Origin of the sequence: Krasilnikovia sp. M28-CT-15, from assembly GCF_047159595.1 — a bacterium.
Lineage (GTDB): Bacteria > Actinomycetota > Actinomycetes > Mycobacteriales > Micromonosporaceae > Actinoplanes.
Genome location: NZ_BAAGAK010000001.1, coordinates 6,182,442 through 6,206,603, shown reverse-complemented (window position 1 = coordinate 6,206,603; position 24,162 = coordinate 6,182,442). Strand labels below are relative to the sequence as shown.

Genomic DNA, 24,162 nt, shown 5'->3' with positions numbered 1-24,162 from the left:
ACAGGCCGCTCCCGCCCCGGCGGCAGGTCCGGCAGGGTGCACCCATGGCCCTGCTGCTGTTGTGCCTGCTGTTGCTCGTGTGCCCCGGATGTTCCGCCGCGCCACCCTCGCTCGCTCCTGCGCCACCGTTGCCGGCCGCCGCCGCCACGCCGTGGTTGCTCACCGGCCCGGGCTCTGACCTTCCCGCGCGGCCAGGCCGACCGGCCGTCCGTCCCATCTCGCCGGGGTCTGTCGACCCTGGGTCCCAAGCGTCCGTCCGCTGGATTCCCCGGGCGGCACGCGGGATGGGCGCCCGGTTCCGGTGGCCGCTCGACGCGCCGCACGTGGCGCGCGGCTTCGCCCCGCCGCCGCACCCGTGGCTGCCGGGCCACCGCGGCGTCGACCTCGCCGCACCCCCGGCCACGCCGGTGCGCGCGTCCGGGGCGGGCATCGTGGTCTTCGCCGCCGTGCTGGCCGGCCGCGGGGTGGTCAGTGTGGCGCACTCCGGCGGCCTGCGTACCACGTACGAGCCGGTCGACCCGGTGGTGCGCGCCGGGGCGGCGGTCGAGGCCGGGCAGCGGATCGGCTCCCTACGGGCCGGGCACCCCGGCTGCCCCACCCCTTCCTGCCTGCACTGGGGCGTGCGCCGCGGTGAGACCTACCTGGACCCGCTCGCGCTGTTGGGCCTGCGCCGGGTGCGGCTACTGCCGCTGAAACGCGCTGAGCAGCGCCGGGAGCCGCTCGGCCAGCCGCTCGTACTCCTGCGGCCGGTTGTAGACCTGAGCGGACAGCCGCAGCCAGCCGCGGCCGCCCCACGCGTTGACCGCGGTCTCGGCGCACAGCTTCTCGGCGATGTGCAGGCGCAGCGCCTGCGCCTCCGCCTGGGTGGTGGCCATCCCGATCGGCAGCGGCAGGATCCGCATCGACCCCGGCCCGCCGGGGTCCGGCAGGTCGGCGGGGGCCAGCCGGAGGGCCTCCCCGACCACCCGCTGCCCGTACGCGGCGAGCGCCGCGTTGTGCTCCTGCACCGTCTCGACCCCGAGGGTACGCAGCGCGTACAGCCCCGCGGGCGCGGCCAGCCAGCCGGTGTAGTCCACCGTGCCCTGGAACTCGACGGCCAGCGGGAATCCGGCGTCCTGCTCCCAGGACACCGCCAGCGGCTCGATCCGCCGCCGCCAGGGCGGCGCCACGGACAGCAGCGCGGTGCCGCGCGGCGCGAACGCCCACTTGTGCAGGTTGCCCACCCAGAAGTCCGCCCCGATCTCACCCACGTCCACGGGCAGCATGCCGGGCACGTGCGCCCCGTCCACGAGCACCGGGATGTCGTGTTCGCGGGCGGCCGCCACGATCTGCCGTACCGGCAGGACCTGCGCGGTCCCCGAGGTGATCTGGTCGACGATCAGCAGCTTGGTCCGTCCCGGGCGCAGCGCGTCACGGATCCGGGACACCACCTCGGTGTCCGGGGCGCCCAGCGGCAACGCGACCGTGCGTGCCGTGGCACCGGCCCGACGGCACTGCCGCCGCGCGGCCAGCGTCACCGCGCCGTACGTGTGGTCGGTCAGCAGGACTTCGTCGCCCGCCGCGAGCCGTACGGACTGCAGCGCCACCGACACCCCGGCCGTGGTGTTCGGCACCAGGGCGCTGCCGTCCGGGTCGGCGCCCAGGAACGTTGCCAGGTGGCGTCGGGTGTGGATGATGCGGTCGAGCAGCCCTTGGGCGTAGAAGCGCAGCGGATTGGACTCGACCTCGTCGCGCAGCCGCTGCTGGACCCGCTGCACGCTGAGCGGAACGGCGCCGAACGACCCGTGGTTGAGATAGGACACCGCCGGGTCCAGCGAGAACAGGAGCCGGGCTCCCGGGATGGGCGGGGGTGGATCTCCGGCGGGCACGCCTCGATCGTACGGTGCCGGTGCGCCAGATGCTGAAAATTGCGAATCGCCCTCACGCCCGGGGGTGCGCCTGGTCGAAGGCCGACCGGAGCCGCTCCGTGGAAACGTGGGTGTAGATCTGCGTGCTCGACAGCGAGGAATGCCCGAGCAGATCCTGCACCGCCCGCAGGTCGGCACCGCCGTCGAGCAGATGCGTGGCGGCCGAGTGGCGCAGGTCGTGCGGGCTGGTGTGCGGCAGGCCGGCGGCGCGCGCGGCGTCCGCCACGATGCGGCGCACCACGGTCTGGTGCAGGCGCCCCCCACGGGTGCCGACGAACAGCGCGTCCCCGCCGTCCGGGCTCGCCAGCCGCGGTCGCCCGTCGCGTAGCCAGTCGTCGAGGGCCCGCTGCGCCGGTACGCCGTACGGCACCGCGCGCTCCTTCGCACCCTTGCCGAGCACCCGCACGACCCGGCGACCGGCGTCCACGTCGGCGCGGTCCAGTCCGCACAGCTCGCTCACCCGTACCCCGGTGGCGTAGAGCAGTTCCAGGACGGCCCGGTCGCGCGCGGCGACCGCCTGCGCGTCTGCCTGCGCCCGTGGCGCCGGGCCTGGGTGGCCCGGGGCGGATGCGCCGACGAGGTCCGCAGCCTGGTCGGCGCGTAGCACGGTGGGCAGGCCGCGGTGCCCTCGAGGGCTCGCGAGCCGGGCGCCGGTGTCCGCCGGGCACAGTCCCGCCCGGTGCGCCCACGCGGTGAACGTGCGGGCGGCGGCCGCCCGGCGAGCCTGGGAGCTGCGGGCGGCACCGGCGGTCAGCAACTCGGCCAGCCAGCCGCGCAGCACCGCGACGTCGAGGTCGGCGGGCGTCGCGCAGCCGTGCCGTGCCGCGTACCCGAGCAGCGAGACGACGTCGCCCACATAGGCCCGCACCGTGTGCGCGGACCGGTTGTCGACCCGGGCCAGGTGCACTCCGAACTCGTCCACCGCGTCCCGCATCGCCGTGGGCAGCGATTCGTGGATTCCTTGCGTGCTCATCGCCCTCGACCGTGATCCTTGCGGCGGCCGACGTCAAGTGCGCCCGCGGCGCTGCACGTCTCGTGGCCGCGGGTTCCCGGCGGCTCCGCCTCCCGGTGCCGCTTGCCGGCGGAGCCTATGCTGCCGCTCTGACCAGGGAGGCTCCATGAACATGGCAAGCGGATGTGCCCGCCTCGGTTTGGCCGTGCTGGTGGCCCTCGGGATGACGGCGTGCTCGGATTCGCCCGGGGGGTCGCCGGGCGGGTCGTCCGCACCGCCGGCGGCCGCGAACGCGGGCCTTGGGGGAGCTCCCTCGGCGTCCGCGACCCCCGGGCCGCCCGCGCCGTCGCTGGCCTCAGGCCCGGCCCCAGGCCCGGCCTCAGCCCCCGGCCCGGCCTCAGCCCCCGGCTCGGCCTCGGCCTCGGTGAATGCCACCAGCAAGGTCACCGAAGCCCAGTTTCAGCTGCCGTCGAAGAACATCGGCTGCTACCTGTCGGCGGAACTGGCGCGATGCGACATCGCGAAGCGGTCGTGGACGCCCCCACCGAAGCCCGCCAACTGCGAACTCGACTGGGCGAACGGGGCAACGGTCGAGGGAAGCCGGAAGGCGAGCCTCACCTGCGCCGGAGACACGGTGCTGGGTGGCCGCGACGAGCTGGCCTACGGCCGATCGCTGCGTGCGGGGGACATGGTCTGCGACAGTCGCAGTACGGGCGTGCACTGCGCCAACCTGACCACCGGGCACGGATTCGCGCTCTCCGTGCAGAAGTACGAGCTGTTCTGAGGTTCCATGACGGCGAGTCGTCCCGTCTGGCTGAGGCTCCCGGCGGGTTCTGAGGCCACTGACGGTTCTGTTCCGGGGCTCCCGGACCTGTTCTGAGGATCCACGACGTGAGCCATTTCCGTCGCTGAGCCGCCGCCGTGGCGGGGCGTGGTGGTGCGCCGGATCGTGCAGGGTGCCGCGCGGCGGCCAGTGCCAGTCCGGGCCGCTGCCCGAGACTGCGTCAGGGGCGGGTGAGTTGAATCCGGTCCGCGGGATGAACCGTGGCCGTCCCGTCGGGGGCGGTCACGACGAGGACGGGCACGCCCTCACCGAGGCGGTGACTGCGACGCTCGGCATCCGTGGGCATGCGGGCGCTGACGCGTTCGCCGCGGGCCAGTGGGATCGTCTGGGTGGGCTCGGGGACGCGGACGAACGTCCCACGGGGCCGGTCCACGGTGACCAGTCCCTCGGTGCGGAGCTGGCCGATCGCCTGACGGACGGTGGTGCGGCTGAGGCCGTACTCCTGGGCGAGGCGCAGTTCACTCGGCAGCGGCTCGCCCGGGCCCAGCTCACCCGACATGATGCGGTCACGCAGCAGGTCCGCAAGCTGGCGGAACACCGCCCGGTCCGCGGAGGGATCGATCATGTCGGCCACGGTACGAGGCCACAATGCTCCGTCAGGCTGTACATACAGACCCATGTTGGTATAGTACTACCGCACCGCGCTGAGAAGGCCGAGCTTGATCGCGCGGCGTGGGCGGCGGCGGTCGGCGAGTCCGTCAGGACCAGGCACGAGGTTCAGGTGCGCCGGCTGCCGCCGTTCTTCACGGACGCTCGCAGAGTTGCCTCAGCGGCGTCCGTCGATCGGGCACTGCGAAGGTGGGCACTGCGAAGGTGGGCACTGCGAAGGTGTTCGAGAGATCCGGTCTCCACCCGAATCCCGTGAGGATTGCGATGTCCCGCTCCGGTTTGTGGCGATGGGTGTCACGGGGACGGCTCCTCGTCCGGCCTGGGAGACCGCACCCATCCGAGGAAGCGCTGGTAGAGATCGGGTGGTGGGGCGTCGTGGTGGAACGCGAAGTCCTCGATCGCCTCGCACATCTGCGCGGACATGTAGATGGTCAGCACCGACGTGAACCCGTGGAACTCCTGGAGCAGTCCCCGCCGCGCCTCCGGGCACGGCCACGGCTGTGTGCACGCGCGGCACAGCCACGTCGGCCGCTGCCCGACGTGTTCGTCCCGGCTCGAGGGGGTCATCGGCGCTCACGGCGGAGGCCGTCGCGACCGCCGTTCGCGCGGTACTCCTGTGCCGGAGTGAGCATGCCGGCGCGGCCCGCGCAGAGTGCTGCCGCCGGGACCCCTCGCCGACCCTGTGGCGGGCGACCCGAAGAGTCGCGACGCCCCGCGGACGGCCTGTTGTCCGGCAACGGAACCGCCGCGAAGGCGGTGCCGTCCGACCACTGTGGTGACACTCGCATCGGGCTCAGCGTGGGCCGGGCCACGCCGATCGCGGCACGGCTGGACCGTCCGCGATCCGATGTCCGGCTGGACCGTCCGCGATCCGATGTGTCGGGATCGGGCCGGTGCGGGAGGGGGCCGGCGGACGAGCGTGAGCGGTCGATGCACGGGGCGGGAAGCCCGCAGATGCACCGGCGCCACAACGTACGCCAGTCTCGGCGATGTCGGGGTTGGTATGGGACCGGGGAAGGAACCCGGTGTTGTCGAAACATGCAGCCAGACTAGTTGCTCAGAGACTACCTGTCGTATATCAACTTGATAAACGACTAATAGTCTTGCGCCTACGGTCGATGGCGTGGGAGTGAAGCCGATTCGACTGATGGGCGCGCACGAGATCCGCGTCCGCCTGGGTGGCGTGAGCCGGCAGCGCGCCTACCAGATCACCAGCCGTGCCGACTTTCCGACTCCGGTCGCCGACCTGGCCCAGGGCAAGGTCTGGCTCACCGAAGACGTGGAAGCGTGGATGAAAGTGCACCGGCGGGATCTGGACGACGCGGAGGAGTGAGCACGTCCCCGCCCATCGTCGTCACGCCGGCGGCCTTGACCGGGGCGGCAGTGCTATGCCGTCGTCGCGGCGTACCACCAGGCCGGCCATCTCGAGCAGGGACAACCGGCGCAGCACCGTACGCAGGCTGAGGCCGGCCGTCGAGGCCAGCTGGTCCGGGCTCGCCGAACCACGCCGCGGCACCGCCTCCAGTACCAGCGCCGACTCCTCGTCCAATGTGTCCCGGTCGTGCACCCGCCCGCGTGGTGGATCCGAGTAGTACTCCCCGATCGACCCGACCTCCTCGAGAACCTGCTGGAGGTCGGTGACCAGCCGCGTCGCCGGGTCGGCCCGCAACAGCCGGTGACAGCCGGCCGACAAGGCGGAGGTGACCGGGCCGGGCACCACCATCGCCCTGTGCCGCAGTGCCAACACCCGGCCCATGGTCTGTACCGCGCCGCTGCGGGCCGCAGCCTCCACCACCACGGTGCCGATCGTGGCGGCCGCGATGACGCGGTTACGGATCAGGAAGCGATGGCGCAACGGATCGCTCCCCGGAGGCCATTCGCTGATCAGCAGCCCGGCGTCGGCTATCCGCTCGAAGAGGGCGGTGTTACCCACCGGATACGGCCGGTCCACGCCGCACGCCAGCACGGCGACGGTGAGCCCGCCCGCCGCCAACGCCGCCCGGTGTGCCGCCGCGTCGATCCCGAACGCGCCGCCCGACACGACCGTCCACCCATGCTCGGCCAGCCCGTACGCGATGTCCGTGGTCACACCGACTCCGTAGCCGGTTGCGGCGCGGGCGCCCACCACGGCCACGGACCGGTGGAACGTCTCGTCCAGCGGCCAGGCACCGCGAACCCAGAGACACAGCGGTGGGCGTACGTCGTGGCCGATGCGGCCCCCGCCGTCGAGTTCCAAAGTGCTCAGTTCCTCCACCCGCCGGGGCCACTCCGGATCGGCGGGGACCACGACCCGAGCTCCCAGGCGCTTGGCGCGGCGCATCGCTGCCTCCGCGAGCCGGCGCGGGTCGCTGCCGGCGGTCCGGGCGAGCACCGCGGCGCGCAGGCCCGGGTCGGGGATGTCGCCGGACAACAGCCGGTCGAGGGCTGCCGGTGCTCCCTCGCTGCGGGTCATCGTCCACACCGTGCGGTTCCCCGGCTCGGCGAGCCAGTTGAGGGCGATCCGCGCCATCCTGTCCTCGTCGGACCCCGCAGCGTGCGTTGCCTCAGGCCGGGTGCCGGCTGGAGCCCCGCCCGGATGCGGCGGCGGCCGGTCGGCCTGGCTGATACCGGGATCGGCAGTCGGGCTGTCGTTCATCAAGCTCCTTCTCTGGACGCCGTCTCGTCGAGGGGCGACGAACGGGAACCGTTTTCGGGACGGGTGTTCAGCGGTGAGGCGGGAAGGCCCGAGGCGACTCCGCGGAGTCCTCCCCCTTCCGGGATCGGGAGATGTCGATCTCTCCCATCCTCAGCTGGGCCGCCTCGTGCACGTCTGTGCCGTTCGGCCGGTCGCGGCCGTCGAGGTCGGCAATGGTCCAGGCGAGTCGCAGCACACGGTCGAACCCGCGCGCGGACAGCGCGCCGCGGTCGAGGCTGGTGCGCAGAGCCAGCGTGTCCCGGGGCGGCAGCCGCCACGGTGGGCGGCGCAACTGCGCACCGGGTACCTCGGCGTTGACCCGCCAGCCGTCGTCCGACCAGCGGGCCGCTGCGGCGGCTCTGGCGCCCGCGACGCGTCCAGCGACGGTGCTCGAGTCCTCGGCAAGACCTCCCGCACTCATCAGTTGCGCGGCGCTCAGTTGACGCAACCTGATCTGGATGTCGATGCGGTCGAGCAGTGGGCCGGACAGGCGTCCGAGATACCGGCGCCGGGTCGCCGGGGCGCATTCGCAATGCTGGTCACCGGCGGGGCTGGCGCACGGGCACGGATTCGCGGCGAGGACGACCTGGACGCGGGCCGGGTACTCGGTGCTGCCGCGGGCCCGCGCCAGCACCACCCGGCCGCTCTCCAAAGGCTGCCGGAGCGCCTGCAGCGTCGCGGTCTTGAATTCGGGGGCCTCGTCCAGAAACAGCACTCCCCGGTGGGCCAGCGACAGGGCGCCGGGCCGGGCCAACCCGCTGCCGCCGCCGACCAGTGCGGCCAGGCTGGCGCTGTGATGCGGCGCCTGGAACGGGGGCCGGCGTACCAGGCGGCCGTCCGGCGGCAGCACACCGGCGATCGACTGCAGCGCGGTCACCTCCAGAGCGGCCGCGTCGTCCAGCTCGGGAAGGACCGATGGAAGGCGCTCCGCCAACAGGGTCTTGCCGGCGCCGGGTGGGCCGAACAGGGCGATGTGATGCCCGCCGGCCGCGGCGACTTCGATGCCGTATCGGCCCATGCCCTGCCCCACGACGTCGGCCAGATCGGGACCGGGCCGGGGCGCAGCAGAGGCGACGTCGGGCGGGTCGAGCAGGGGAGCGGCGTCCCGGACGTACGCGACGAGCCGGTGCAGCGAGTCCACCGCTCGTACGGTCACGCCGGGCACGACGGTTGCTTCGCGGGCGTTCTCCACCGGCACCAGTACCCGGTCGACACCGGCGCGGGCGGCGGCGGCGACCATCGGCAGTACCCCGCGAACCGGGCGCACCGCACCGTCGAGGCCCAGCTCACCCAGCAACACCACGCCGTCGAGCGCGGCGAGGGGCAACTCCCCCGCGGCCGCCAGCAGCGCCGCCGCGATCGCGATGTCGAACGCGCTGCCGTGCTTGGGCAGGGTCGCGGGCAGGAGGTTGACCGTGATCCGCCGGTTGGGCCAGTGCTGACCCGAGTTGACCACCGCGGCACGGACCCGGTCGCGGGCCTCGTGCAGGGTGGCGTCGGGCAGGCCGGTGAGCACGAGGGCGGGCAGCCCGGTGGACAGGTCCGCCTCCACCTCGACCACGTGGCCGGTCATGCCCGTGAGGCCGACACAAAGCACCCGGGCGTAGCTCACCCGGCCACCTAGAACGCCGCCCGGATGTGCTCGATCCGGGATGCGCCGCGCGGCTGGGGCGCGACCGCGACCACGTCGAAGCGCACCTCGCGGGGGCGCAGGGCGCCCTGGGCCAGCCATTGTGCGGCCAGCCGGCGGAGGCGGCGGACCTTCGCCGGGCCGACCGCCTCGGACGGCGTGCCGTAGCTGTCGCCGCGGCGGGTCTTCACCTCGCAGAAGACCACATCCTCGCCGTCGCGCAGGATCAGGTCGACCTCGCCGTCGGGGCTCCGCCAGTTGCGCGCCAGCACCACCAGGCCCTGGGCGGTGAGGTAACGCTCGGCGAGCCGCTCGCCGTACGCGCCGACCGCCCGTCGCTGTCTCGTCATGGCGGCCACCCTGTCGGATCCGGCGTCGCCATGCGTGCGGGCCTGTGGACGGGGCGTGGTTGTGGACAGCGTCATCATGCGGCCGGGACTGTGATATGCGCCCGTCGGTGGCATCCGAGGCGGATCCTCACCTACGGTGCAACACCGTGAATGGACAACGCCGCTACGCCGACGACCCCGAGCCGCCGAGCTGGTACACCGGCCCGCGCGCCACCAGCGGATCCGGCGGGTACGGCCGGTCGGGCGGCGCGGACGCCCCCACCGGCTACACCCGGTCGGACGGCATCGACGGTCCCGGTGCGTACGGCCTCCCGGGCGGCGCCGAAGGCCCCGGTGGATTCAGCCGGCCCGACGGTCCGGGCGGGTACGGCCTTCCTGGCGGCGCCGCTGGTCCGGGCGGGTACGGCAGCCCCGGCAGCGCCGACGGTCCGGGCGGGTACGGCGGCGCCGAGGGTCCCGCCGGGTACGGCCTTTCTGGCGGCGCCGACGGTCCAGGCGGATACAGCCGACCGGGCGGCGCAGACGGTCCCGGTGCGTACGGTCGGCCGGGAAGCCCGGACGAGGGGGGCGGGTTCCGGCTCCCCGAGCAGCGCTCACCCGACGATCGATACGGGACCTCCACCGCGGATCCGCTGCCCTCAACCGGCGGGCACCCGCGGTCGGCGGAACCACCGCTTGAGGCGCCGCGCCAGCCGGTCCGCGGTCCGGAGTTCCCGGCGGTGCGGCCGACCGGCAGCCCGGCCGCGGCGAATGAGCCGGCGAGCCCCGCCCCGAGCTTCGGCGCGACGCCGGCTCCCGGAACGGCCGAGCCGACCGGTGTCATTCCGTCCCTGGGCGCCGCCGTCGGCGGTCAGTCGGGTGCCGACCGGGTGTACCGCACTCGCCGACCGGTCTCGGCCGTGGTGGTGGCCCTGGCCACTTTGGTGCTGATGGTGCCGGTGGTGCGGTTGCTGGCGCAGGCGACCTTCGCCGACCGCCTGGCCGCCGGTTCGGTCGTGCCCGCGGTGCTGCTGACACTGGGTCTCCCGCTGACCGGCGTGGGATTGTTCGCGCTGGCCGGCGGCGGTCGGCCGGAGAGCCGTCATGCCTGGTTGCGGCCCCCGGTGGTCTACCTGCCGGTCGGCCTGCTGCTCGTGTTCGCCGCGGCCGTCGCCGTCGGCTGACACCCCGCAGATCGCGACGTCCTGCGGTATTGACCTCCCATTCTCGGGCGTGGCGCGCTCCGGGCCTGGTGTGCTCTGGGCGGCTACTCATACTCCGGACTCCGCGCGATTCGCGGCTCCGCAGAGCCCGGATGCCAGGCGCCCGCGGGCGTCTAGCGGAACGCACCAGGCATCCTGCGAAAACGGACCAATCGGCGCACCCCCGGCCGGGCGGCGCGCCAGGTACCGCCCGGCGTATGCTGGACGGCGGCGACCGCCCCGCGCGGTCGACCTCGCGTGCCCTCTGCCCGCACCGGCTCTGGTGACCACCCTCACCCGACCGGCCTCCGGGCGGCGGCGGCCCTCCCTGGTCCCGATCCCTTCGGGCCCACCCACGGCCGACGACCGGGCACCAGGACGCCCACCGCCGGTGGGCGTGACAACCAGGGATCACTAGGGAGCAACCCACCATGGCCGTCGTGACCATGCGTCAGCTGCTGGAGAGCGGTGTCCACTTCGGCCACCAGACCCGGCGCTGGAACCCGAAGATGAAGCGATTCATCTTCACCGAGCGTAACGGCATCTACATCATCGACCTGCGCCAGACGCTCGAGTTCATCGAGAAGGCGTACAGCTTCGTGCGTAGCACGGTCGCCGACGGCGGCACGGTGCTGTTCGTCGGCACGAAGAAGCAGGCGCAGGAGGCGATCGCCGAGCAGGCCACGCGCGTCGGCCAGCCGTACGTGAACCACCGCTGGCTGGGCGGCATGCTGACCAACTTCCAGACCGTGTACAAGCGGCTGCAGCGGATGAAGGAGCTGGAGGCCCTCGGTGACCTGAGCGGCACCGCCGCCGGGTACACCAAGAAGGAGACGCTGCAGCTCTCGCGCGAGAAGATCAAGCTGACCAAGACCCTGGGCGGCCTGCGCGACATGACCCGGGTGCCGTCGGCGATCTGGGTGGTCGACACCAAGAAGGAGCACATCGCCGTCGACGAGGCCCGCAAGCTGGGCATCCCGGTCATCGCGGTGCTCGACACGAACTGCGACCCGGACGAGGTCGACTTCCCGATCCCGGGCAACGACGACGCGATCCGCTCCGCCGAGCTGCTGACCAAGGTCGTCGCCAGCGCCGTCGCCGACGGCCTGATCGCCCGCTCCGGCCGTAACCGGGGCGACGCCGACGCCAAGCCCGAGGCCAACGCGGTCGCCGCCGGCGAGCCGCTGCCCGAGTGGGAGCGCGACCTCTACGAGGGCGCGGAGAAGAAGGCCGCGGACGACACCGCCCCGGCGGCCCCCGCCGAGCCTGCTGCCGCCGCCGAGCCTGCCGCCGCCGAGCCTGCCCCCGCCGAGCCTGCGGCCCCCGCCGAGCCCGTCGCGACCGCCGCGGAGTAATCCGAGAACGCCGGGCCCCGCCGGGGCCCGGCGTCCCACCGAGACCGGACATTCGAAGAGAGAGTCATGGCCAACTACACCGCCGCGGACGTCAAGAAGCTCCGCGACCTCACCGGCGCCGGCATGATGGACTGCAAGAAGGCGCTCGAAGAGTCGGACGGTGACTTCGACAAGGCCGTCGAGTTCCTGCGCGTCAAGGGCGCCAAGGACGTCGGCAAGCGCGCCGGCCGGACCGCCGCCAACGGCATCGTCGCGCACTCCGGCGCCTCGCTGCTCGAGCTCAACTGCGAGACCGACTTCGTCGCCAAGACCCCCGACTTCGTCGCCCTGGCGCAGCAGCTGGTCGAGTACGGCGACCAGAACAAGGTGGCCGACGCCGCCGCGCTGCAGGCCGCGACGCTGGCCGACGGCAAGGGTGTCGCGGACGCGATCCAGGAGTACTCCGCCAAGATCGGCGAGAAGATCGTCCTGAACCGCTTTGCGACCGTCGAAGGCACGGTCGCGGTCTACCTGCACCGCAAGGCGCAGGACCTGCCGCCGCAGGTCGGTGTGCTCGTCGGGTACAGCGGTAAGACCGACGAGGCCGCCGACGCCGACGCCCGCGGCATCGGCATGCAGATCGCCGCGATGCGGCCGAAGTACCTGACCCGCGACGAGGTGCCCGCCGAGGTCGTCGAGTCGGAGCGGCGCATCGCCGAGCAGACCGCGCGCGAGGAGGGCAAGCCCGAGCAGGCGCTGCCCAAGATCATCGAGGGTCGGGTGAATTCCTTCTTCAAGGACTTCGCGCTCCTCGAGCAGCCGTCGGTCGTCGACAACAAGAAGACCGTCAAGCAGATCGCCACCGAGGCCGGGATCGAGATCACCCGGTTCGTCCGGTTCGAAGTCGGCCAGGAGTAACGCGCGACCGACGCAGTCGAAACAGGGGAGGCCGGGTCCGCGTTCTGCGCCCGGCCTTCCCGTCACATAGGGTCTCTGGCGAAGCGAAGGGAAGGCGGGTCGCATGACGATGGTGACCGAGCAGGCAGTTGGCATCGACGACTCGCCGGCCCCGCCGCCGGGGCGTACCCGGCGGGTCATCCTCAAACTGTCCGGTGAGGTCTTCGGCGGAGGTGCCGTCGGGGTCGACCCCGACGTCGTGCAGGGCATCGCGCGGCAGATCGCCACGGTCAGCCATTCCGGGGTCCAGGTGGCGGTGGTCGTCGGCGGTGGCAACTTCTTCCGCGGCGCCGAATTGCAGAAACGCGGCATGGACCGGTCCCGCGCGGACTACATGGGCATGCTGGGCACGGTCATGAACTGCCTGGCCTTGCAGGACTTCCTGGAGAAGGAAGGCATCGAGACGCGGGTGCAGACCGCGATCACGATGGCCCAGGTGGCGGAGCCGTACATCCCCCTGCGCGCGATCCGGCACCTGGAGAAGGGCCGTGTGGTGATCTTCGGCGCAGGCGCCGGGATGCCGTACTTCTCCACCGACACGGTCACCGCGCAGCGCGCCCTGGAGATCCACGCCGATCTGGTGCTGATGAGCAAGAACGGTGTCGACGGCGTCTACACCGCCGACCCGCGTACCGACCCGAGCGCCCGCAAGCTGGATCACATCACCTTCGACGGAGTGCTCAAGCAGGGGCTGCGGGTGGCCGACCAGGCCGCGTTCAGTCTGTGCCAGGAAAACGACCTGCCGATGCTCGTCTTCGGAGCCCAGGGCGACGACACCATCATCCGGGCCGTGAGCGGCGAGAAGATCGGTACGTTGATCACCACGTGATCCCGCGCCACATCCACCACCGGTCAGCTACACCAGGACAAGCAAGGAGGCGACGGAGCAGGTGATCGACGAGATCCTCTTCGAGGCCGAAGAGAAGATGGAAAGCGCGGTCGAGCACGCCAAAGAGGAGTTCGGCGCGATCCGTACGGGCCGCGCCACCCCGGCGATGTTCGCGAAGATCGTCGTCGACTACTACGGCGCGCCCACCCCCGTGCCGCAGATGGCCTCGATCGGCATCCCCGAGCCGCGGATGGTGATCGTCAAGCCGTACGACATGTCGCAGCTCGGCGCGATCGAGCGTGCGATCCGCGACTCCGACCTGGGGGTCAACCCGAACAACGAGGGCACCCAGCTGCGAATCCACCTGCCGCAGATGACCGAGGAGCGGCGCCGCGACATGATCAAGGTGGCGCGGCACAAGGCGGAAGAGGGCCGGGTCGCCATCCGCAACGTGCGGCGCAAGGCCAAGGAGCAGCTGGACCGGCTCGTCAAGGACGGGGAGGCCGGCGAGGACGAGGGCCGCCGCGCCGAGAAGGAACTCGACGACGTGACTCATCGCTACGTCTCGGTCGTCGATGAGCTGGTCAAGCACAAGGAAGCAGAGTTGCTCGAGGTCTGATGTCGTACCTCGAGCCCCGCGGTGGGCATTTCCCCTTCGGCGGCCGGTCGCCCGAGCCCGACGTGGCGACGCCCCGCGCCTTCGATGAGCCTGCCGCGGCGCCGGACCCGTACGCGCGCTACCACGGGCCGGCCGAATCCGGATCCTCCGGAGACGGCTGGCCGGAGGCGCCCGCCGCCGGAGCCGGCGGTCTCGGCTCGGGTGCTGGCGGAGCGGGCAGCGGCGGGTCCGCGTACGTGAATCCGGGTTGGAACGATGCGCCCGGTGGCGACGAGCCGGAGCCGCCCCGACGGCGCGGCCCTGGCCGCCGCCGTGCCCGCCGCTCGGGCGCGCCCGTGCGGCCCCGGGAGACCGCCACCGACGCCGGGGCGCCGCCCGCGGCGAAGCCGGGTGGTCGGGCGGGCCGGAACCTGCCCGCCGCGATCGGCGTGGGCGTCACGCTCGGGGCGATCGTCCTGGCCTCCCTGTTCTGGCCCCTGGCCTTTCTCGCGGTGGTCGCGGCGGCCGCGGCGGTCGGGGTGTGGGAGATGGTCCGCGCGGTCCGTGCGGCGCAGGCCCACCCGCCGCTGCTGCCGCTGCTCGGCGGCACCCTTCTCATGGCCGGGCTGGCCCACTTCGCCGGCCCGGACGGGCTCACGCTCGGACTGCTCGTGACCGTGGCCGCCGCGCTGGTGTGGCGGCTCGGCGAGGGCACCGGCGGTTTCCGGCGCGACCTGACCGCGATCGTGCTCATTGCGGTGTACGTGCCGTTCCTGCTGGGCTTCGGCGTCCTGCTGCGTCAGCCGGATGACGGTCCCTGGCGGGTGCTCGGCGCGCTGATCGCGGTCGTGCTCTCCGACACGGGTGGCTACGCGTCCGGGGTGTTCCTCGGGCGGCACAAGATGGCCCCCAGCATCAGCCCGGGCAAGACCTGGGAGGGTTCCGCCGGATCCGTCGTGGCGGCAGCGATCGGCAGCGCCATCTGGTTCGCGCTGTTGATGGGCGTGCCGCTGGGCTGGGGGGCGCTGTTCGGTGCGGTGATCTCGGTGGTGGCGATCACCGGTGACCTGGCCGAATCCATGCTCAAGCGCGACCTCGGCGTCAAGGACATGAGTAATCTGCTGCCCGGCCACGGCGGCCTGATGGACCGGCTGGACTCCATCCTGTTCGCGGTGCCCACGGCATATGTGCTGCTCTCGCTCATCGCGCCGCCGGGGTGAGCGGTGCCCGGACGTGTGCCCCGCCGTGGGAGACTGGACTGGCCATGACAATGCTTCCGGTCATCCCGACCAGCCCCGATACGCCCGACGCGGTGACCACCCGGCGGCGCCCGAGCATGCCGCCCCGCCACCTCGCTGACCTTGACCTTGCCGGTCGGCGGGAGGCCGTCGCCGCCCTCGGGCAGCCTGCGTTCCGGGCCAAGCAGCTTTCCACCCACTACTTCGGCCGCCTGGTGCGGGACCCTGCGGCGATGACCGACCTACCCGCCGGCGAGCGCGACCGGCTCACCGGCGACCTGCTGCCCACGCTGCTCACCCCGGTCCGCGAGCAGGCCTGCGACGCTGGGGCGACACGTAAGACCCTGTGGCGGCTGCACGACGGCGCGCTGGTGGAGAGCGTGCTGATGGGCTACCCCGACCGCGTGACCGCCTGCGTGTCGAGCCAGGCGGGGTGTGGCATGGCGTGCCCGTTCTGTGCGACCGGCCAGGCCGGGCTGACCCGCAACCTGTCCGTCGCCGAGATCGTCGACCAGGTCGTCTACCTGGCGGGGGTGGCGGCGTCCGGCGCGGTCACCGGTTCACCGCCGCGGCTGTCACGGGTCGTGTTCATGGGTATGGGCGAGCCGATGGCCAACTATCCGCGGGTGATCGAGGCGGTCCGCCGCCTGACCACGCCCGCGCCCGAGGGGCTGGGGCTCTCGCAGCGCCACATCACGGTGTCCACGGTCGGCCTCGTGCCCGCGATGCGCCGGTTGATCGCCGAAGGGCTGGCTGTGACCCTTGCGTTGTCCCTGCACGCCCCCGATGATGATCTGCGCGATGAGCTTGTGCCCGTCAACCAGCGCTGGAAGGTGGCCGAGGTGCTCGGAGCCGCCTTCGACTACGCGGCGCAGACTTCTCGCCGGGTCTCCATCGAGTACGCCCTGATCAGGGACGTAAACGATCAGCCCTGGCGCGCCGACCTGCTGGGCAGGTTGCTACACAGCAAGCTGGCGCATGTGAACCTCATCCCGCTGAACCCGACTCCGGGTAGTCGGTGGGATGCCAGCCCCAAGCCGGTCGAGCGGGAGTTCGTCCGGCGCCTGCGCGCGGCCGGGGTGCCGACCACGGTCCGCGACACCCGGGGCAGGGAGATCGATGGCGCCTGCGGCCAGCTGGCCGCGAGCGAGCTGACGGTGGTGGACGCAGGGGGCGCCGCCGCCGAGGCGGAGGTGGCACAGTGACTGGGGCGAGTTCCCAGCAGACGAAGTGGGAGACGTTGTGACGAGTCAGGGACAGCGTTTCCGGCGGCGCGCGCTGCGGCGCGGATACAAGGTCGACGAGGTCGACAGCTTCCTCGACCGCGTCGAGGCCACCCTGGCGGGGGAGGCGATCGGGGCGCCGGTCGGCGCCCAGGAGGTGCACGACGTCGTCTTCCGCGTGCGTTTCGGCGGGTACGACGAATGGCAGGTCGACCTGCACCTGGACCGCGTCGAGCGGCAGCTGGCGGAGTTCGAGGAGCGCGGCGGGCGCGGCGCGGATCCACGCATGGCCCAGGACTCGATGCGCGACCGGATGAGCAACACCGGGACGATGGCTCCGGTGGACCGGATGGGCTCCGGCATGGGCCGCTCCGCCCCGCCCACCGAGCGGCTGCCCGCTCCGACGCGTGACGACCGGATGCAGGACGACCGGATGCAGGACGACCGGATGCGCGACGACCGCGGCTACGACGACCGGATGGCGCCCCCGCAGATGCCGCAGCGCCAGCAGATGCCGTCCGGCCCGGGACCCGACCAGTACGGCCGGTACGACGAGCCGGGATACGGCCAGCAGCAGCAGCGTTACCCCGGTCCGGCCGGCTACGACACCGGCGCCTACGACGCGTACGAGCCGGGTCGGCACGGCAAGGCCGACATGACCGCCGAGATCCGGATGCCGGAGCGTGAGCGCGGCGGCTACGGCGGCCCCGCGCCGATGAGCGCGCCGCCGATGTCCAGCGCCCCGATGAGCGGCCCGCCCGTGGGTGGCCCCCCGATGGGTGGCGGCCCAGGCGGCCCCGGCGGAGAGCTGTACCGGGTGGATCAGCTGCGCCGCACGTTCCAGCCGCGCCGCTTCGGCAGCGGCTACGACCCGATGCAGGTTGACCGCCTGTTCGAGAGCATCCTGCAGGCGATGTCCGGCCGCGGCCCCATGCCGGTGCCCGAGAACGAGCTCGACACCCTGCAGTTCGGTCTGGTCCCGGGCGGGTATTTCGAGGCCGAGGTCGACGCGGCGCTGCGCGAGGTCAAGGACATCCTGCTGCGCCGCCGCTGAACGCACGAGAAGGGCCCGCTCGCCGCGGCGAACGGGCCCTTTGCCGCGTACGGGCTTACTGGTCGTTGGGCTTGAGGCCGTTGCGGCGCAGCACCGCGTCGGCCACCACCGCGCCCACCAGCAGCAGGGCGATGACGGCGAGCCACAGGTTCTCCGTGTTGCCCTCGTGGTTGCCCCAGAAGAACATCAGCATCACCGCGGCGGAGCCCAGGGCGCCGATCCGGGCCCACTTGCGGTTGCCCGGCTTGAGCTGGTCGGGCGCGTAAACCGGCTCTTCTGCCACCGTTCGGTCCTCCTGCTTTCCGGCGATCACGTCTCGCGCCAGTCTCGCACGGCGCTTCGGGGTGTGAGTCGGCAGCCCGGAGCCGGAGCCTCCGGGCGCGACCTGGCAGCCCGGACCCGGTACCGTCGATCCGGTCGGATTCACGGACGGTCGGATTCACGGGCAAGGGAGCAGGACGTGCGGATCACGGGCACCGGACACGCGAGCATGCGGATCGACACGGCCGCGGGCAGCATTCTGTGCGACCCGTGGGTCAACCCCGCCTACTTCGCGTCGTGGTTCCCGTTCCCGGACAACTCGCAGCTCGACTGGGAGACGCTGGGCCAGGTCGACTACCTGTATGTCTCGCACCTGCACCGCGACCACTTCGACGCGGAGCACCTGAGGCGTTTCGTCAGTAAGAAGGCGACCGTCCTGCTGCCGGAGTACCCGACCAGCCAGCTCGAGGACGAGCTGCGTGACCTCGGTTTCACCAGTTTCCTGAAGACGAAGTCGAACGAGGTGCACGAGCTCGACGGCGGTCTCAAGGTGATGATCCAGGCCCTGATCAGCCCCACGGACGGCCCGATCGGCGACTCCTCGCTGTGGGTGGAGCACGACGGCATCCGCGTGCTGAACCAGAACGACGCCCGCCCCACGGATCTGTCCACGTTCGCCGAGCTGGGCCACGTGCACGCGCACATGCTGCAGTTCTCCGGCGCGATCTGGTATCCGATGGTGTACGAGCTGCCCGAGTCCGCGAAGCGGGCGTTCGGCAAGCAGAAACGGGACCGTCAGTTCGACCGGACCTGGCGCTACATCGACGACCTCAAGGCGTCGCACGTGTTCCCGATCGCGGGGCCGCCGTGCTTCCTCGACGACGAGCTGTGGCAGTTCAACGACATCTTCGGCGACGAGGGCAACATCTTCCCCGACCAGGCGGTCTTCCAGCGCGAGTACGCGAAGGTCGGCGGCACCAACGGCATCGTGCTGCTGCCCGGCAGCGTGACCGAGCTGACCGCGGACAGCGCGCAGACGTCGCACCCGACCGACGTGGACGAGTTCTTCGCGAACAAGCAGGTCCACCTGGAGGAGATGCGGGTCCGCAAGGCGCCGGTCATCGCCGCGGAGAAGGCGTCCTGGCGGCACCCGGAGATCGACGTGCTGGGCGAGCTGAAGAAGCGGATCGAGCCGCTGCTGGAGGAGTCGATCTACTTGGCCAAGGGGGTCGGCGGCCCGGTCCGTTTCGACCTGGTCAGCTACGACGGCGAGTCGGTCGAGTCGATCGTGGTGGACTTCCCGGGCAAGCAGGTCCGGGCGTACGCGGACGAGAAGGTGCGCTACCGCTTCCGGACCCAGCGGGAGCTGATCGAACACCTGATCTTCATCGATGAGGGCGACTGGGTGAACTCGCTGTTCCTGTCGTGCCGTTTCTCGGCCGCCCGGATCGGCCAGTACAACGAGTTCGTGTACGCGTTCTTCAAGTGCCTGTCCGAGGAGCGCCTGCAGTACGCGGAGGGCTGGTACGACGAGCACGAGAAGACCGTCGAGGCCGAGGACACCGTGTTCGGGGACTGGACCGTGCAGCGCCGGTGCCCGCACCTGAAGGCGGACCTGAGCCGCTTCGGCATCGTCGAGGGCGACGTGCTCACCTGCCAGCTGCACGGCTGGAAGTTCGACCTGCCCAGCGGGCGGTGCCTCACGAGCGTGGGCCACAAGATCCGGGCGGCGAAGAAGACTTCCTGAGAAAGGCACATGTCGTAGCTGGGTGGGTGGTCCGGACCGTCGCTCCCGCCGAGACCGGGACGGGCGCTGGGGCGCCCGTCCCTGCCAGGTTCGTGCGTGGCTTCAGATGCCCAGGTCGGTGAGGATGCGCTTGGCCACGTTGTGGCCGGCGGCGCCGATCACGCTGCCTGCGGGGTGGGCGCCCGCGGAGCCGGCGTACAGGCCGTCGAGGCCGGTGGCGTAGGGCATGCGGGCGTCGAAGGCGACCGTGTTGTCGACGTGGTGGATGTGCCCGCCGGTGATGCCGAAGTGCTGCTCGATGTCTCGCGGCGTGAGCGGCATCATGTCCGCTACCAGCGCGGACGTGCCCGGGGCGTAGCGGTCGCAGATCGCCAGCAGCTTGTCGACGAAGCCCGGCAGCGCCTCGTCCCAGGTGGTGCCGTCCAGCGAGTACGGCACGGACTGCACGAACAGCGCCGACGAGTGGTGCCCGGCGTCGTCGCGCAGGGACTCGTCGACCGTGGTGTGCAGGTACCACTCGATGGTCGGCTCCTCCGGGAGCCGTCCGGCCTGCACGTCGGCCCACATGGCGCGCAGCGCGGCCATCGGGGAGTCCGTCTCGGCCAGGCCCGCCAGCCCGGCGGAGCCGGGCAGCAGGTGGATCGTGGAACCGAACGGCGACGGGGCACCCTCGGGCAGGCACGAGAAGCGGGGCAGGTCGGTGAGCGCCAGGTTGAGCTTGAGCGTGGTGCCGGTCCGCTTGACCGCGTTCATCCGGGTGGTCAGGTCCTTCGGCAGGGCGCCGGCGGGCACCAGCGACATCAGCCGGTACGGGTCGCAGGAACCGAGCACGACGCGCGCCGCGAGCTGACGCCCGTCGGCCAGCACCACACCGCTGGCCGCGCCGCCGTCGACGGTCACCGCGGAGACCGGGGTGCCGGTGAGGATCCGGGCCCCGGCGGCGCGGGCCGCGTCGGCGAATGCGCGCGACACCGTACCCATGCCGCCCTGGGCGATCATCCAGGTCCCGTCCGCGCCGGGCAGGCGGCACATGTTGTGCACCAGGAAGTTGTGGCCCGTGCCGGGGTCGTCGGGGCCCGCGTTGAGGCCGGAGAGGCCGTCGGTGACCGCGTACATGCTGACCAGCAGTTCGCTCTTGAAGCCGAACCGGGACAGGTAGTCGGCGACCGAGCCGCGGACCAGGTCGATGAACGTCGACTGCAACTGCGGCCGGATGTGCCGGTCGGCGACCTGCTCGACCGACTCCGGCTCCTCGAGCCAGGCGGGGGCCAGGTCGGCGCGCAGCGCGGCGATCTCGACCTGGAGCGCCTCGTCGGCGGCGATGTCGCGCGGGGAGAAGAACTTCTGCATCTGCGCGCGGGTGGCCTCGCGGTCCGAGCCGAACAGCAGGTACGGCGATCCGGGCCCACCGGGGGTCGGCAGGAAGTAGTGCGGGTCGCGGCGCAGCACCGGGATGTCGATGTCGAGCGTGCGCAACAGCTCGGGCGGCATGAGGCCGAGCAGGTACGAGCCGGTGGACTGGCCGAGCCCGGGTACCCGGGGGAACGGGTGCTCCGTGCGCGTCGCGCCGCCGAGCGTCTGGTCCGCCTCCAGGACGACCACGTCGAGGCCGGCCCGGGCCAGCAGGACCGCGGAGACCAGTCCGTTGTGGCCGGCTCCGATGATCACTACATCGGCCCGGTCGGGCAGCGCGGCGGGCTTCTGAGGGGTCATGGGGGCCGAGCCTAGCGCGTGATGCGCTGCAGCGTACGGGTCAATTCCGCCTCGAACAGCGGCTCGACGTCGGTCATCGCCCACTGCAGTTGCCCGAACACCTCCATGGCGACGATTCCGTACAGACGCGTCCAGGCGGCCATGAACAGGTAGACCAGAGGTAGCGGAAACCGGTCACCGAACAACTCCAGGTACGGCTGGAAGACCTCCTGCAGCGCGGACTCGGGCAGCCCGGGCGGCGGCTGTTCGGCGGGCTGGTGCTCCCAGATCTCGGCCAGGACGGTGAAGAACGTCTCGCCGAACCGGGCCCCGGCATCGTTGACCGGGCTGCATGCCTCGCCGATCTGGGTGATGCCGGGGACGGGGCTGCCGAACATGAGCGTGAACTCGGCGGGATGTGCGAGTGACCAACGACGGAAGCCACGGGCCATGTGCCCGAGCCGGGTGACCGGGTCGGCCTCGGCGTACGCGACGGCGACCTGTTCGACCGCGGTGCGCAGCTCCTCGAAGAGATCGGTGACGATGTCCAGCACGAGGGCGTCGAGGTTGGCGAAGTAGCGGTAGATGGCGGGTGCGGTCAGGCCCATGTCCCGGGCGATGGCCCGCAGGGAGATGCTGGCGGCCCCGCCCGCGACGAGGCGGCGTCGGGCGACCTGCTTGATCTCGGCGACGGTCTCCGCGCGCAGCCGCTCCCGGCGGCCGGGCGTGGTCGTCGTCATAGTGCGCTCCATTGACGTGGGTGAACAGTGTTTGCCAGAGTAAACAGCGTTCACAGTTTTGGCTAATACCGCCGCGACGGCAACGCGGCCCGGGGAGGACGACCATGTTCGGCTGGTGGGGACGCGTTGTCGTCCGGGTGCGGTGGTGGGTGATCGCTGCCGGTCTGGCGCTCGTGGTGACCGGGGCCACCTGGGGTGCCGGAGTCTTCGGTGCGCTGACCGGCGGCGGTTACGCCGACCCGAACAGCGAGAGCAACCGCGCGGCCAAGACTATCGCCGCCGAGCTGGGCCGCCAGGACCCCGGAGTGCTCGTCCTCTGGTCCAGTGACACCCAAACCGTGGACGACCCGGCGTTCCGGTCGGCGGTGGCCGCCCGGGTCGCCGCGCTGCGGGCCCGGCCCGAGGTGGCCGGCGTCACCAGCTACCTGGACGGCAAGGCCCCGGGCCTGGTCAGCAAGGACCGCCATGCCACGTACGCGGCGGTGCAGCTGGCCGACGGGAGCGAGGACGAGAAGCTCGCGGCGTACCAGGCCATCGAACCCGAGCTGAACGCGCCCGGGCTGCAGACCAAGGCGGGCGGGCTCGCGGCGTTCGGGGCCCAGGCCAACGCCCAGACCAAGGAGGACCTCACCCGGGCCGAGCTGTTCTCCCTGCCCGTACTCCTGGTGTTGCTGATCCTGGTCTTCCGCGGGCTGATCGCCGCGCTGTCGCCGCTGGTGATCGGCGGAATCGCGATCCTCGGCGCGTTCGTGGCGGTGCGGACGCTGACCTACTTCACCGAGATCTCGGTCTTCGCGATCAACGTGATCACCCTGCTCGGTCTCGGCATGGCCGTGGACTACTCGCTGTTCGTGGTCAGCCGGTTCCGGGAGGAACTGGCCAACGGGCGCGACGTCCCGGGCGCCATCCGGGCAACGGTCGCCACCGCCGGGCGTACCGTCGTGGTCTCGGGCCTCACGATCGTCCTGGCCCTCTCCAGCCTGCTGATCTTCCCGCAGCCGTTCCTCGGCGGCATGGCCATCGGCGGCATGGCCGCCGTGCTCATCGCGATGGTGGCCTCGCTGACCGTGCTCCCGGCCACGTTGTCGCTGCTCGGGCACCGCATCGACATGCTGCGGGTGCCGCTGCCGCGACTGCGCCGCGCCCGGGCCGTGCCGCGCCAGCGCGCCGCGGGTTCGGTCGCGGGCGGCAGCACCGCCTGGGCCAAGGTCGCGCACAGCGTGATGCGCCGCCCGGTGTTCTACGCGGGCGGGGTGCTGGCGGTGCTGGTGGCGTTCGCGCTGCCGTTCGCCCGGGTCCAGTTCGGCGGCTTCGACGAGCGGGTGCTGCCCGCCGACACCCCGGCGCGGGTGGTCACCGAGACGCTCCGCACGGACTTCCCCGCCGCCGGGCAGAACCCGATCGACGTGCTCGTCACGGGTGCTCCGGCCGGGTCCTTCGCCACCACGATCGCCGGGCTGCCCGGGGTCACCGGCGCCCAGGTCACCGCGACCAGCGGCGACGCCTCGCTGATCACGGTCGGGTACTCCGCGGAGCCGACCACCGCGGCGGCGCGCGACGTCGCCGCGGCCATCCGTGACCTGCCGCCCCCGGCCGGGGCCACCGTGCTCGTCGGCGGGCGACCCGCGATCGACCTCGACCTGCTGAACAGCCTCGGCGCCCGGCTGCCGTGGATGGCGCTGATCATGGCGGTGGCCACGATGGTGCTGCTGTTCTTCGCGTTCGGGTCGGTGCTGCTGCCGGTCAAGGCCGTACTGATGAACGTGGTGTCCATCGGTGCCTCGTTCGGCGTGGTGGTGTTCATCTTCCAGGACGGCCACTTCGAGGATCTGCTGCACTTCCAGTCCACGGGCTACATCGAGCCCAGCAACCTCATCCTGGTGCTGGCCGTGCTGTTCGGGCTGGCCACGGACTACGAGGTGTTCCTGCTCTCCCGGGTTCGCGAGGAATGGGACGCCACCGGGAACAACACCACCGCGGTCGCCACCGGCCTGCAGCACACCGGCCGGATCATCACCGCGGCCGCGCTGCTGCTCATCGTCGTGGTGGCGGGCTTCGCCACGGGCGGGGTGACCGTCATCAAGACCATCGGCGTGGGCATGATCGTGGCGATCATCGTGGACGCGACCCTGGTCCGTGCGTTGCTGGTCCCGGCGACGATGCGGCTGCTGGGCCGCTGGAACTGGTGGGCCCCGGGCCCACTGGGCCGCCTGTACGCCCGGTACGGCATCCACGAGACGCCCCGCGCCGAGCCCACGACCGACGACAGCGACCCATCCGATACCGGCTCGTCCACAGCCCGGTCGGGTGGGGTCGCGGCGGTACGCTGACCCCGGCAGGAT

22 protein-coding genes and 1 pseudogene are annotated in these 24,162 nt (G+C 72.0%); 13 read left to right on the top strand and 10 right to left on the bottom strand.

All coding sequences use genetic code 11. The features are described 5' to 3' along the window. Positions 1–44 precede the first annotated feature (44 nt). A pseudogene (locus ACMCNO_RS28415) lies at positions 45–692 on the top strand (M23 family metallopeptidase); the annotation flags it as partial. Here ACMCNO_RS28415 and ACMCNO_RS28410 read toward each other — a convergent pair. Both ACMCNO_RS28410 and ACMCNO_RS28405 read right to left on the bottom strand, forming a co-directional pair. Then, on the bottom strand, positions 681–1,868 hold the full coding sequence (locus ACMCNO_RS28410; protein ID WP_412752512.1) for an aminotransferase class V-fold PLP-dependent enzyme: 1,188 nt from the start codon (positions 1,866–1,868) through the stop codon (positions 681–683). The pseudogene ACMCNO_RS28415 and the gene ACMCNO_RS28410 sit on opposite strands and share 12 nt — an antisense overlap. A 52-nt stretch (positions 1,869–1,920) precedes the next feature. Beyond that, a complete protein-coding gene (locus tag ACMCNO_RS28405) occupies positions 1,921–2,880 on the bottom strand; it encodes a tyrosine recombinase XerC (protein WP_412752511.1) in 960 nt (319 codons plus the stop codon). Between the two features lie 403 nt (positions 2,881–3,283). On the opposite strand from ACMCNO_RS28405, the gene ACMCNO_RS28400 reads away from it, so the two are divergent. Then, a complete protein-coding gene (locus ACMCNO_RS28400) occupies positions 3,284–3,643 on the top strand; it encodes a DUF6636 domain-containing protein (protein WP_412752510.1) in 360 nt (119 codons plus the stop codon). A 220-nt stretch (positions 3,644–3,863) separates the two neighbouring features. Here the strand turns inward: ACMCNO_RS28400 and ACMCNO_RS28395 are convergent, their stop codons facing one another. Together ACMCNO_RS28395 and ACMCNO_RS28390 are read right to left on the bottom strand one after the other, a co-directional pair. Continuing rightward, positions 3,864–4,268, bottom strand: coding sequence for a winged helix-turn-helix domain-containing protein (locus ACMCNO_RS28395; protein ID WP_412752509.1), 405 nt, complete (start codon positions 4,266–4,268; stop codon positions 3,864–3,866). 338 nt (positions 4,269–4,606) lie between these two features. Then, entirely contained in the window at positions 4,607–4,879 is a 273-nt protein-coding gene (locus ACMCNO_RS28390; RefSeq protein ID WP_412752508.1) for a hypothetical protein, read from the bottom strand. A gap of 580 nt (positions 4,880–5,459) precedes the next feature. Here ACMCNO_RS28390 and ACMCNO_RS28385 point away from each other — a divergent pair. Further along, on the top strand, positions 5,460–5,645 hold the full coding sequence (locus ACMCNO_RS28385) for a DNA-binding protein (protein ID WP_412747068.1): 186 nt from the start codon (positions 5,460–5,462) through the stop codon (positions 5,643–5,645). Positions 5,646–5,666: 21 nt separating this feature from the next. Here the strand turns inward: ACMCNO_RS28385 and ACMCNO_RS28380 are convergent, their stop codons facing one another. From ACMCNO_RS28380 to ACMCNO_RS28370, 3 genes are all read right to left on the bottom strand, one after another. Further along, on the bottom strand, positions 5,667–6,821 hold the full coding sequence (locus tag ACMCNO_RS28380) for a DNA-processing protein DprA (protein WP_412752507.1): 1,155 nt from the start codon (positions 6,819–6,821) through the stop codon (positions 5,667–5,669). Positions 6,822–7,014: 193 nt separating this feature from the next. Then, a complete protein-coding gene (locus ACMCNO_RS28375) occupies positions 7,015–8,598 on the bottom strand; it encodes a YifB family Mg chelatase-like AAA ATPase (RefSeq protein ID WP_412752506.1) in 1,584 nt (527 codons plus the stop codon). 8 nt (positions 8,599–8,606) lie between these two features. Further along, complete coding sequence (locus ACMCNO_RS28370; RefSeq protein ID WP_412752505.1) at positions 8,607–8,966, bottom strand: YraN family protein; 360 nt, start codon at positions 8,964–8,966, stop codon at positions 8,607–8,609. A 146-nt stretch (positions 8,967–9,112) separates the two neighbouring features. On the opposite strand from ACMCNO_RS28370, the gene ACMCNO_RS28365 reads away from it, so the two are divergent. The 8 genes from ACMCNO_RS28365 to ACMCNO_RS28330 all read left to right on the top strand — a co-directional run bounded on the left by ACMCNO_RS28365 (position 9,113) and on the right by ACMCNO_RS28330 (position 17,380). Then, positions 9,113–10,129, top strand: a complete 1,017-nt coding sequence (locus ACMCNO_RS28365; RefSeq protein WP_412752504.1) for a hypothetical protein — start codon at positions 9,113–9,115, stop codon at positions 10,127–10,129. Positions 10,130–10,578: 449 nt separating this feature from the next. Continuing rightward, positions 10,579–11,502, top strand: coding sequence for a 30S ribosomal protein S2 (gene rpsB / locus ACMCNO_RS28360; RefSeq protein ID WP_412752503.1), 924 nt, complete (start codon positions 10,579–10,581; stop codon positions 11,500–11,502). Positions 11,503–11,568: 66 nt separating this feature from the next. Then, on the top strand, positions 11,569–12,399 hold the full coding sequence (gene tsf / locus ACMCNO_RS28355; RefSeq protein ID WP_412752502.1) for a translation elongation factor Ts: 831 nt from the start codon (positions 11,569–11,571) through the stop codon (positions 12,397–12,399). Positions 12,400–12,502: 103 nt separating this feature from the next. Then, entirely contained in the window at positions 12,503–13,267 is a 765-nt protein-coding gene (pyrH, locus tag ACMCNO_RS28350; RefSeq protein WP_412752501.1) for a UMP kinase, read from the top strand. Positions 13,268–13,328: 61 nt separating this feature from the next. After that, entirely contained in the window at positions 13,329–13,886 is a 558-nt protein-coding gene (gene frr, locus ACMCNO_RS28345; RefSeq protein WP_412752500.1) for a ribosome recycling factor, read from the top strand. Then, positions 13,886–15,085: a phosphatidate cytidylyltransferase gene (locus ACMCNO_RS28340; RefSeq protein WP_412752499.1), complete on the top strand. Its 1,200-nt coding sequence runs from the start codon at positions 13,886–13,888 to the stop codon at positions 15,083–15,085. Before frr ends, ACMCNO_RS28340 begins: the two co-directional genes overlap by 1 nt. A gap of 44 nt (positions 15,086–15,129) precedes the next feature. Then, the gene (gene rlmN / locus ACMCNO_RS28335; RefSeq protein WP_412752498.1) at positions 15,130–16,308 is read left to right on the top strand and encodes a 23S rRNA (adenine(2503)-C(2))-methyltransferase RlmN; all 1,179 of its coding nucleotides are present in this window, start codon (positions 15,130–15,132) and stop codon (positions 16,306–16,308) included. Between the two features lie 37 nt (positions 16,309–16,345). Further along, a complete protein-coding gene (locus ACMCNO_RS28330) occupies positions 16,346–17,380 on the top strand; it encodes a DivIVA domain-containing protein (RefSeq protein ID WP_412752497.1) in 1,035 nt (344 codons plus the stop codon). A 55-nt stretch (positions 17,381–17,435) separates the two neighbouring features. On the opposite strand, the gene ACMCNO_RS28325 is transcribed toward ACMCNO_RS28330, so the two are convergent. After that, complete coding sequence (locus ACMCNO_RS28325) at positions 17,436–17,663, bottom strand: DUF2631 domain-containing protein (RefSeq protein WP_412752496.1); 228 nt, start codon at positions 17,661–17,663, stop codon at positions 17,436–17,438. Between the two features lie 183 nt (positions 17,664–17,846). On the opposite strand from ACMCNO_RS28325, the gene ACMCNO_RS28320 reads away from it, so the two are divergent. Beyond that, positions 17,847–19,388 carry a Rieske 2Fe-2S domain-containing protein gene (locus tag ACMCNO_RS28320; protein ID WP_412753835.1) on the top strand — a complete coding sequence of 514 codons (1,542 nt, stop codon included), beginning with the start codon at positions 17,847–17,849 and terminating at the stop codon, positions 19,386–19,388. Between the two features lie 102 nt (positions 19,389–19,490). On the opposite strand, the gene ACMCNO_RS28315 is transcribed toward ACMCNO_RS28320, so the two are convergent. Further along, a complete protein-coding gene (locus ACMCNO_RS28315; protein ID WP_412752495.1) occupies positions 19,491–21,101 on the bottom strand; it encodes a phytoene desaturase family protein in 1,611 nt (536 codons plus the stop codon). Positions 21,102–21,112: 11 nt separating this feature from the next. Next, a complete protein-coding gene (locus ACMCNO_RS28310; RefSeq protein ID WP_412752494.1) occupies positions 21,113–21,820 on the bottom strand; it encodes a TetR/AcrR family transcriptional regulator in 708 nt (235 codons plus the stop codon). A gap of 104 nt (positions 21,821–21,924) precedes the next feature. On the opposite strand from ACMCNO_RS28310, the gene ACMCNO_RS28305 reads away from it, so the two are divergent. Further along, a complete protein-coding gene (locus ACMCNO_RS28305; RefSeq protein ID WP_412752493.1) occupies positions 21,925–24,150 on the top strand; it encodes an MMPL family transporter in 2,226 nt (741 codons plus the stop codon). The last annotated feature ends 12 nt before the right edge of the window (positions 24,151–24,162 follow it).

Excerpts from the sequence above, each read along its gene's own strand:
- pyrH (WP_412752501.1), top strand. The coding sequence starts at position 12,503 with ATGACGATGGTGACCGAGCAGGCAGTTGGCATCGACGACTCGCCGGCC.
- ACMCNO_RS28385 (WP_412747068.1), top strand. The coding sequence starts at position 5,460 with ATGGGCGCGCACGAGATCCGCGTCCGCCTGGGTGGCGTGAGCCGGCAG.
- ACMCNO_RS28310 (WP_412752494.1), bottom strand. The coding sequence starts at position 21,820 with ATGACGACGACCACGCCCGGCCGCCGGGAGCGGCTGCGCGCGGAGACC.
- ACMCNO_RS28390 (WP_412752508.1), bottom strand. The coding sequence starts at position 4,879 with ATGACCCCCTCGAGCCGGGACGAACACGTCGGGCAGCGGCCGACGTGG.
- rlmN (WP_412752498.1), top strand. The coding sequence starts at position 15,130 with ATGACAATGCTTCCGGTCATCCCGACCAGCCCCGATACGCCCGACGCG.
- ACMCNO_RS28315 (WP_412752495.1), bottom strand. The coding sequence starts at position 21,101 with ATGACCCCTCAGAAGCCCGCCGCGCTGCCCGACCGGGCCGATGTAGTG.
- ACMCNO_RS28340 (WP_412752499.1), top strand. The coding sequence starts at position 13,886 with ATGTCGTACCTCGAGCCCCGCGGTGGGCATTTCCCCTTCGGCGGCCGG.
- ACMCNO_RS28305 (WP_412752493.1), top strand. The coding sequence starts at position 21,925 with ATGTTCGGCTGGTGGGGACGCGTTGTCGTCCGGGTGCGGTGGTGGGTG.
- ACMCNO_RS28395 (WP_412752509.1), bottom strand. The coding sequence starts at position 4,268 with ATGATCGATCCCTCCGCGGACCGGGCGGTGTTCCGCCAGCTTGCGGAC.
- ACMCNO_RS28380 (WP_412752507.1), bottom strand. The coding sequence starts at position 6,821 with ATGGCGCGGATCGCCCTCAACTGGCTCGCCGAGCCGGGGAACCGCACG.
- ACMCNO_RS28370 (WP_412752505.1), bottom strand. The coding sequence starts at position 8,966 with ATGACGAGACAGCGACGGGCGGTCGGCGCGTACGGCGAGCGGCTCGCC.
- rpsB (WP_412752503.1), top strand. The coding sequence starts at position 10,579 with ATGGCCGTCGTGACCATGCGTCAGCTGCTGGAGAGCGGTGTCCACTTC.
- tsf (WP_412752502.1), top strand. The coding sequence starts at position 11,569 with ATGGCCAACTACACCGCCGCGGACGTCAAGAAGCTCCGCGACCTCACC.
- ACMCNO_RS28405 (WP_412752511.1), bottom strand. The coding sequence starts at position 2,880 with ATGAGCACGCAAGGAATCCACGAATCGCTGCCCACGGCGATGCGGGAC.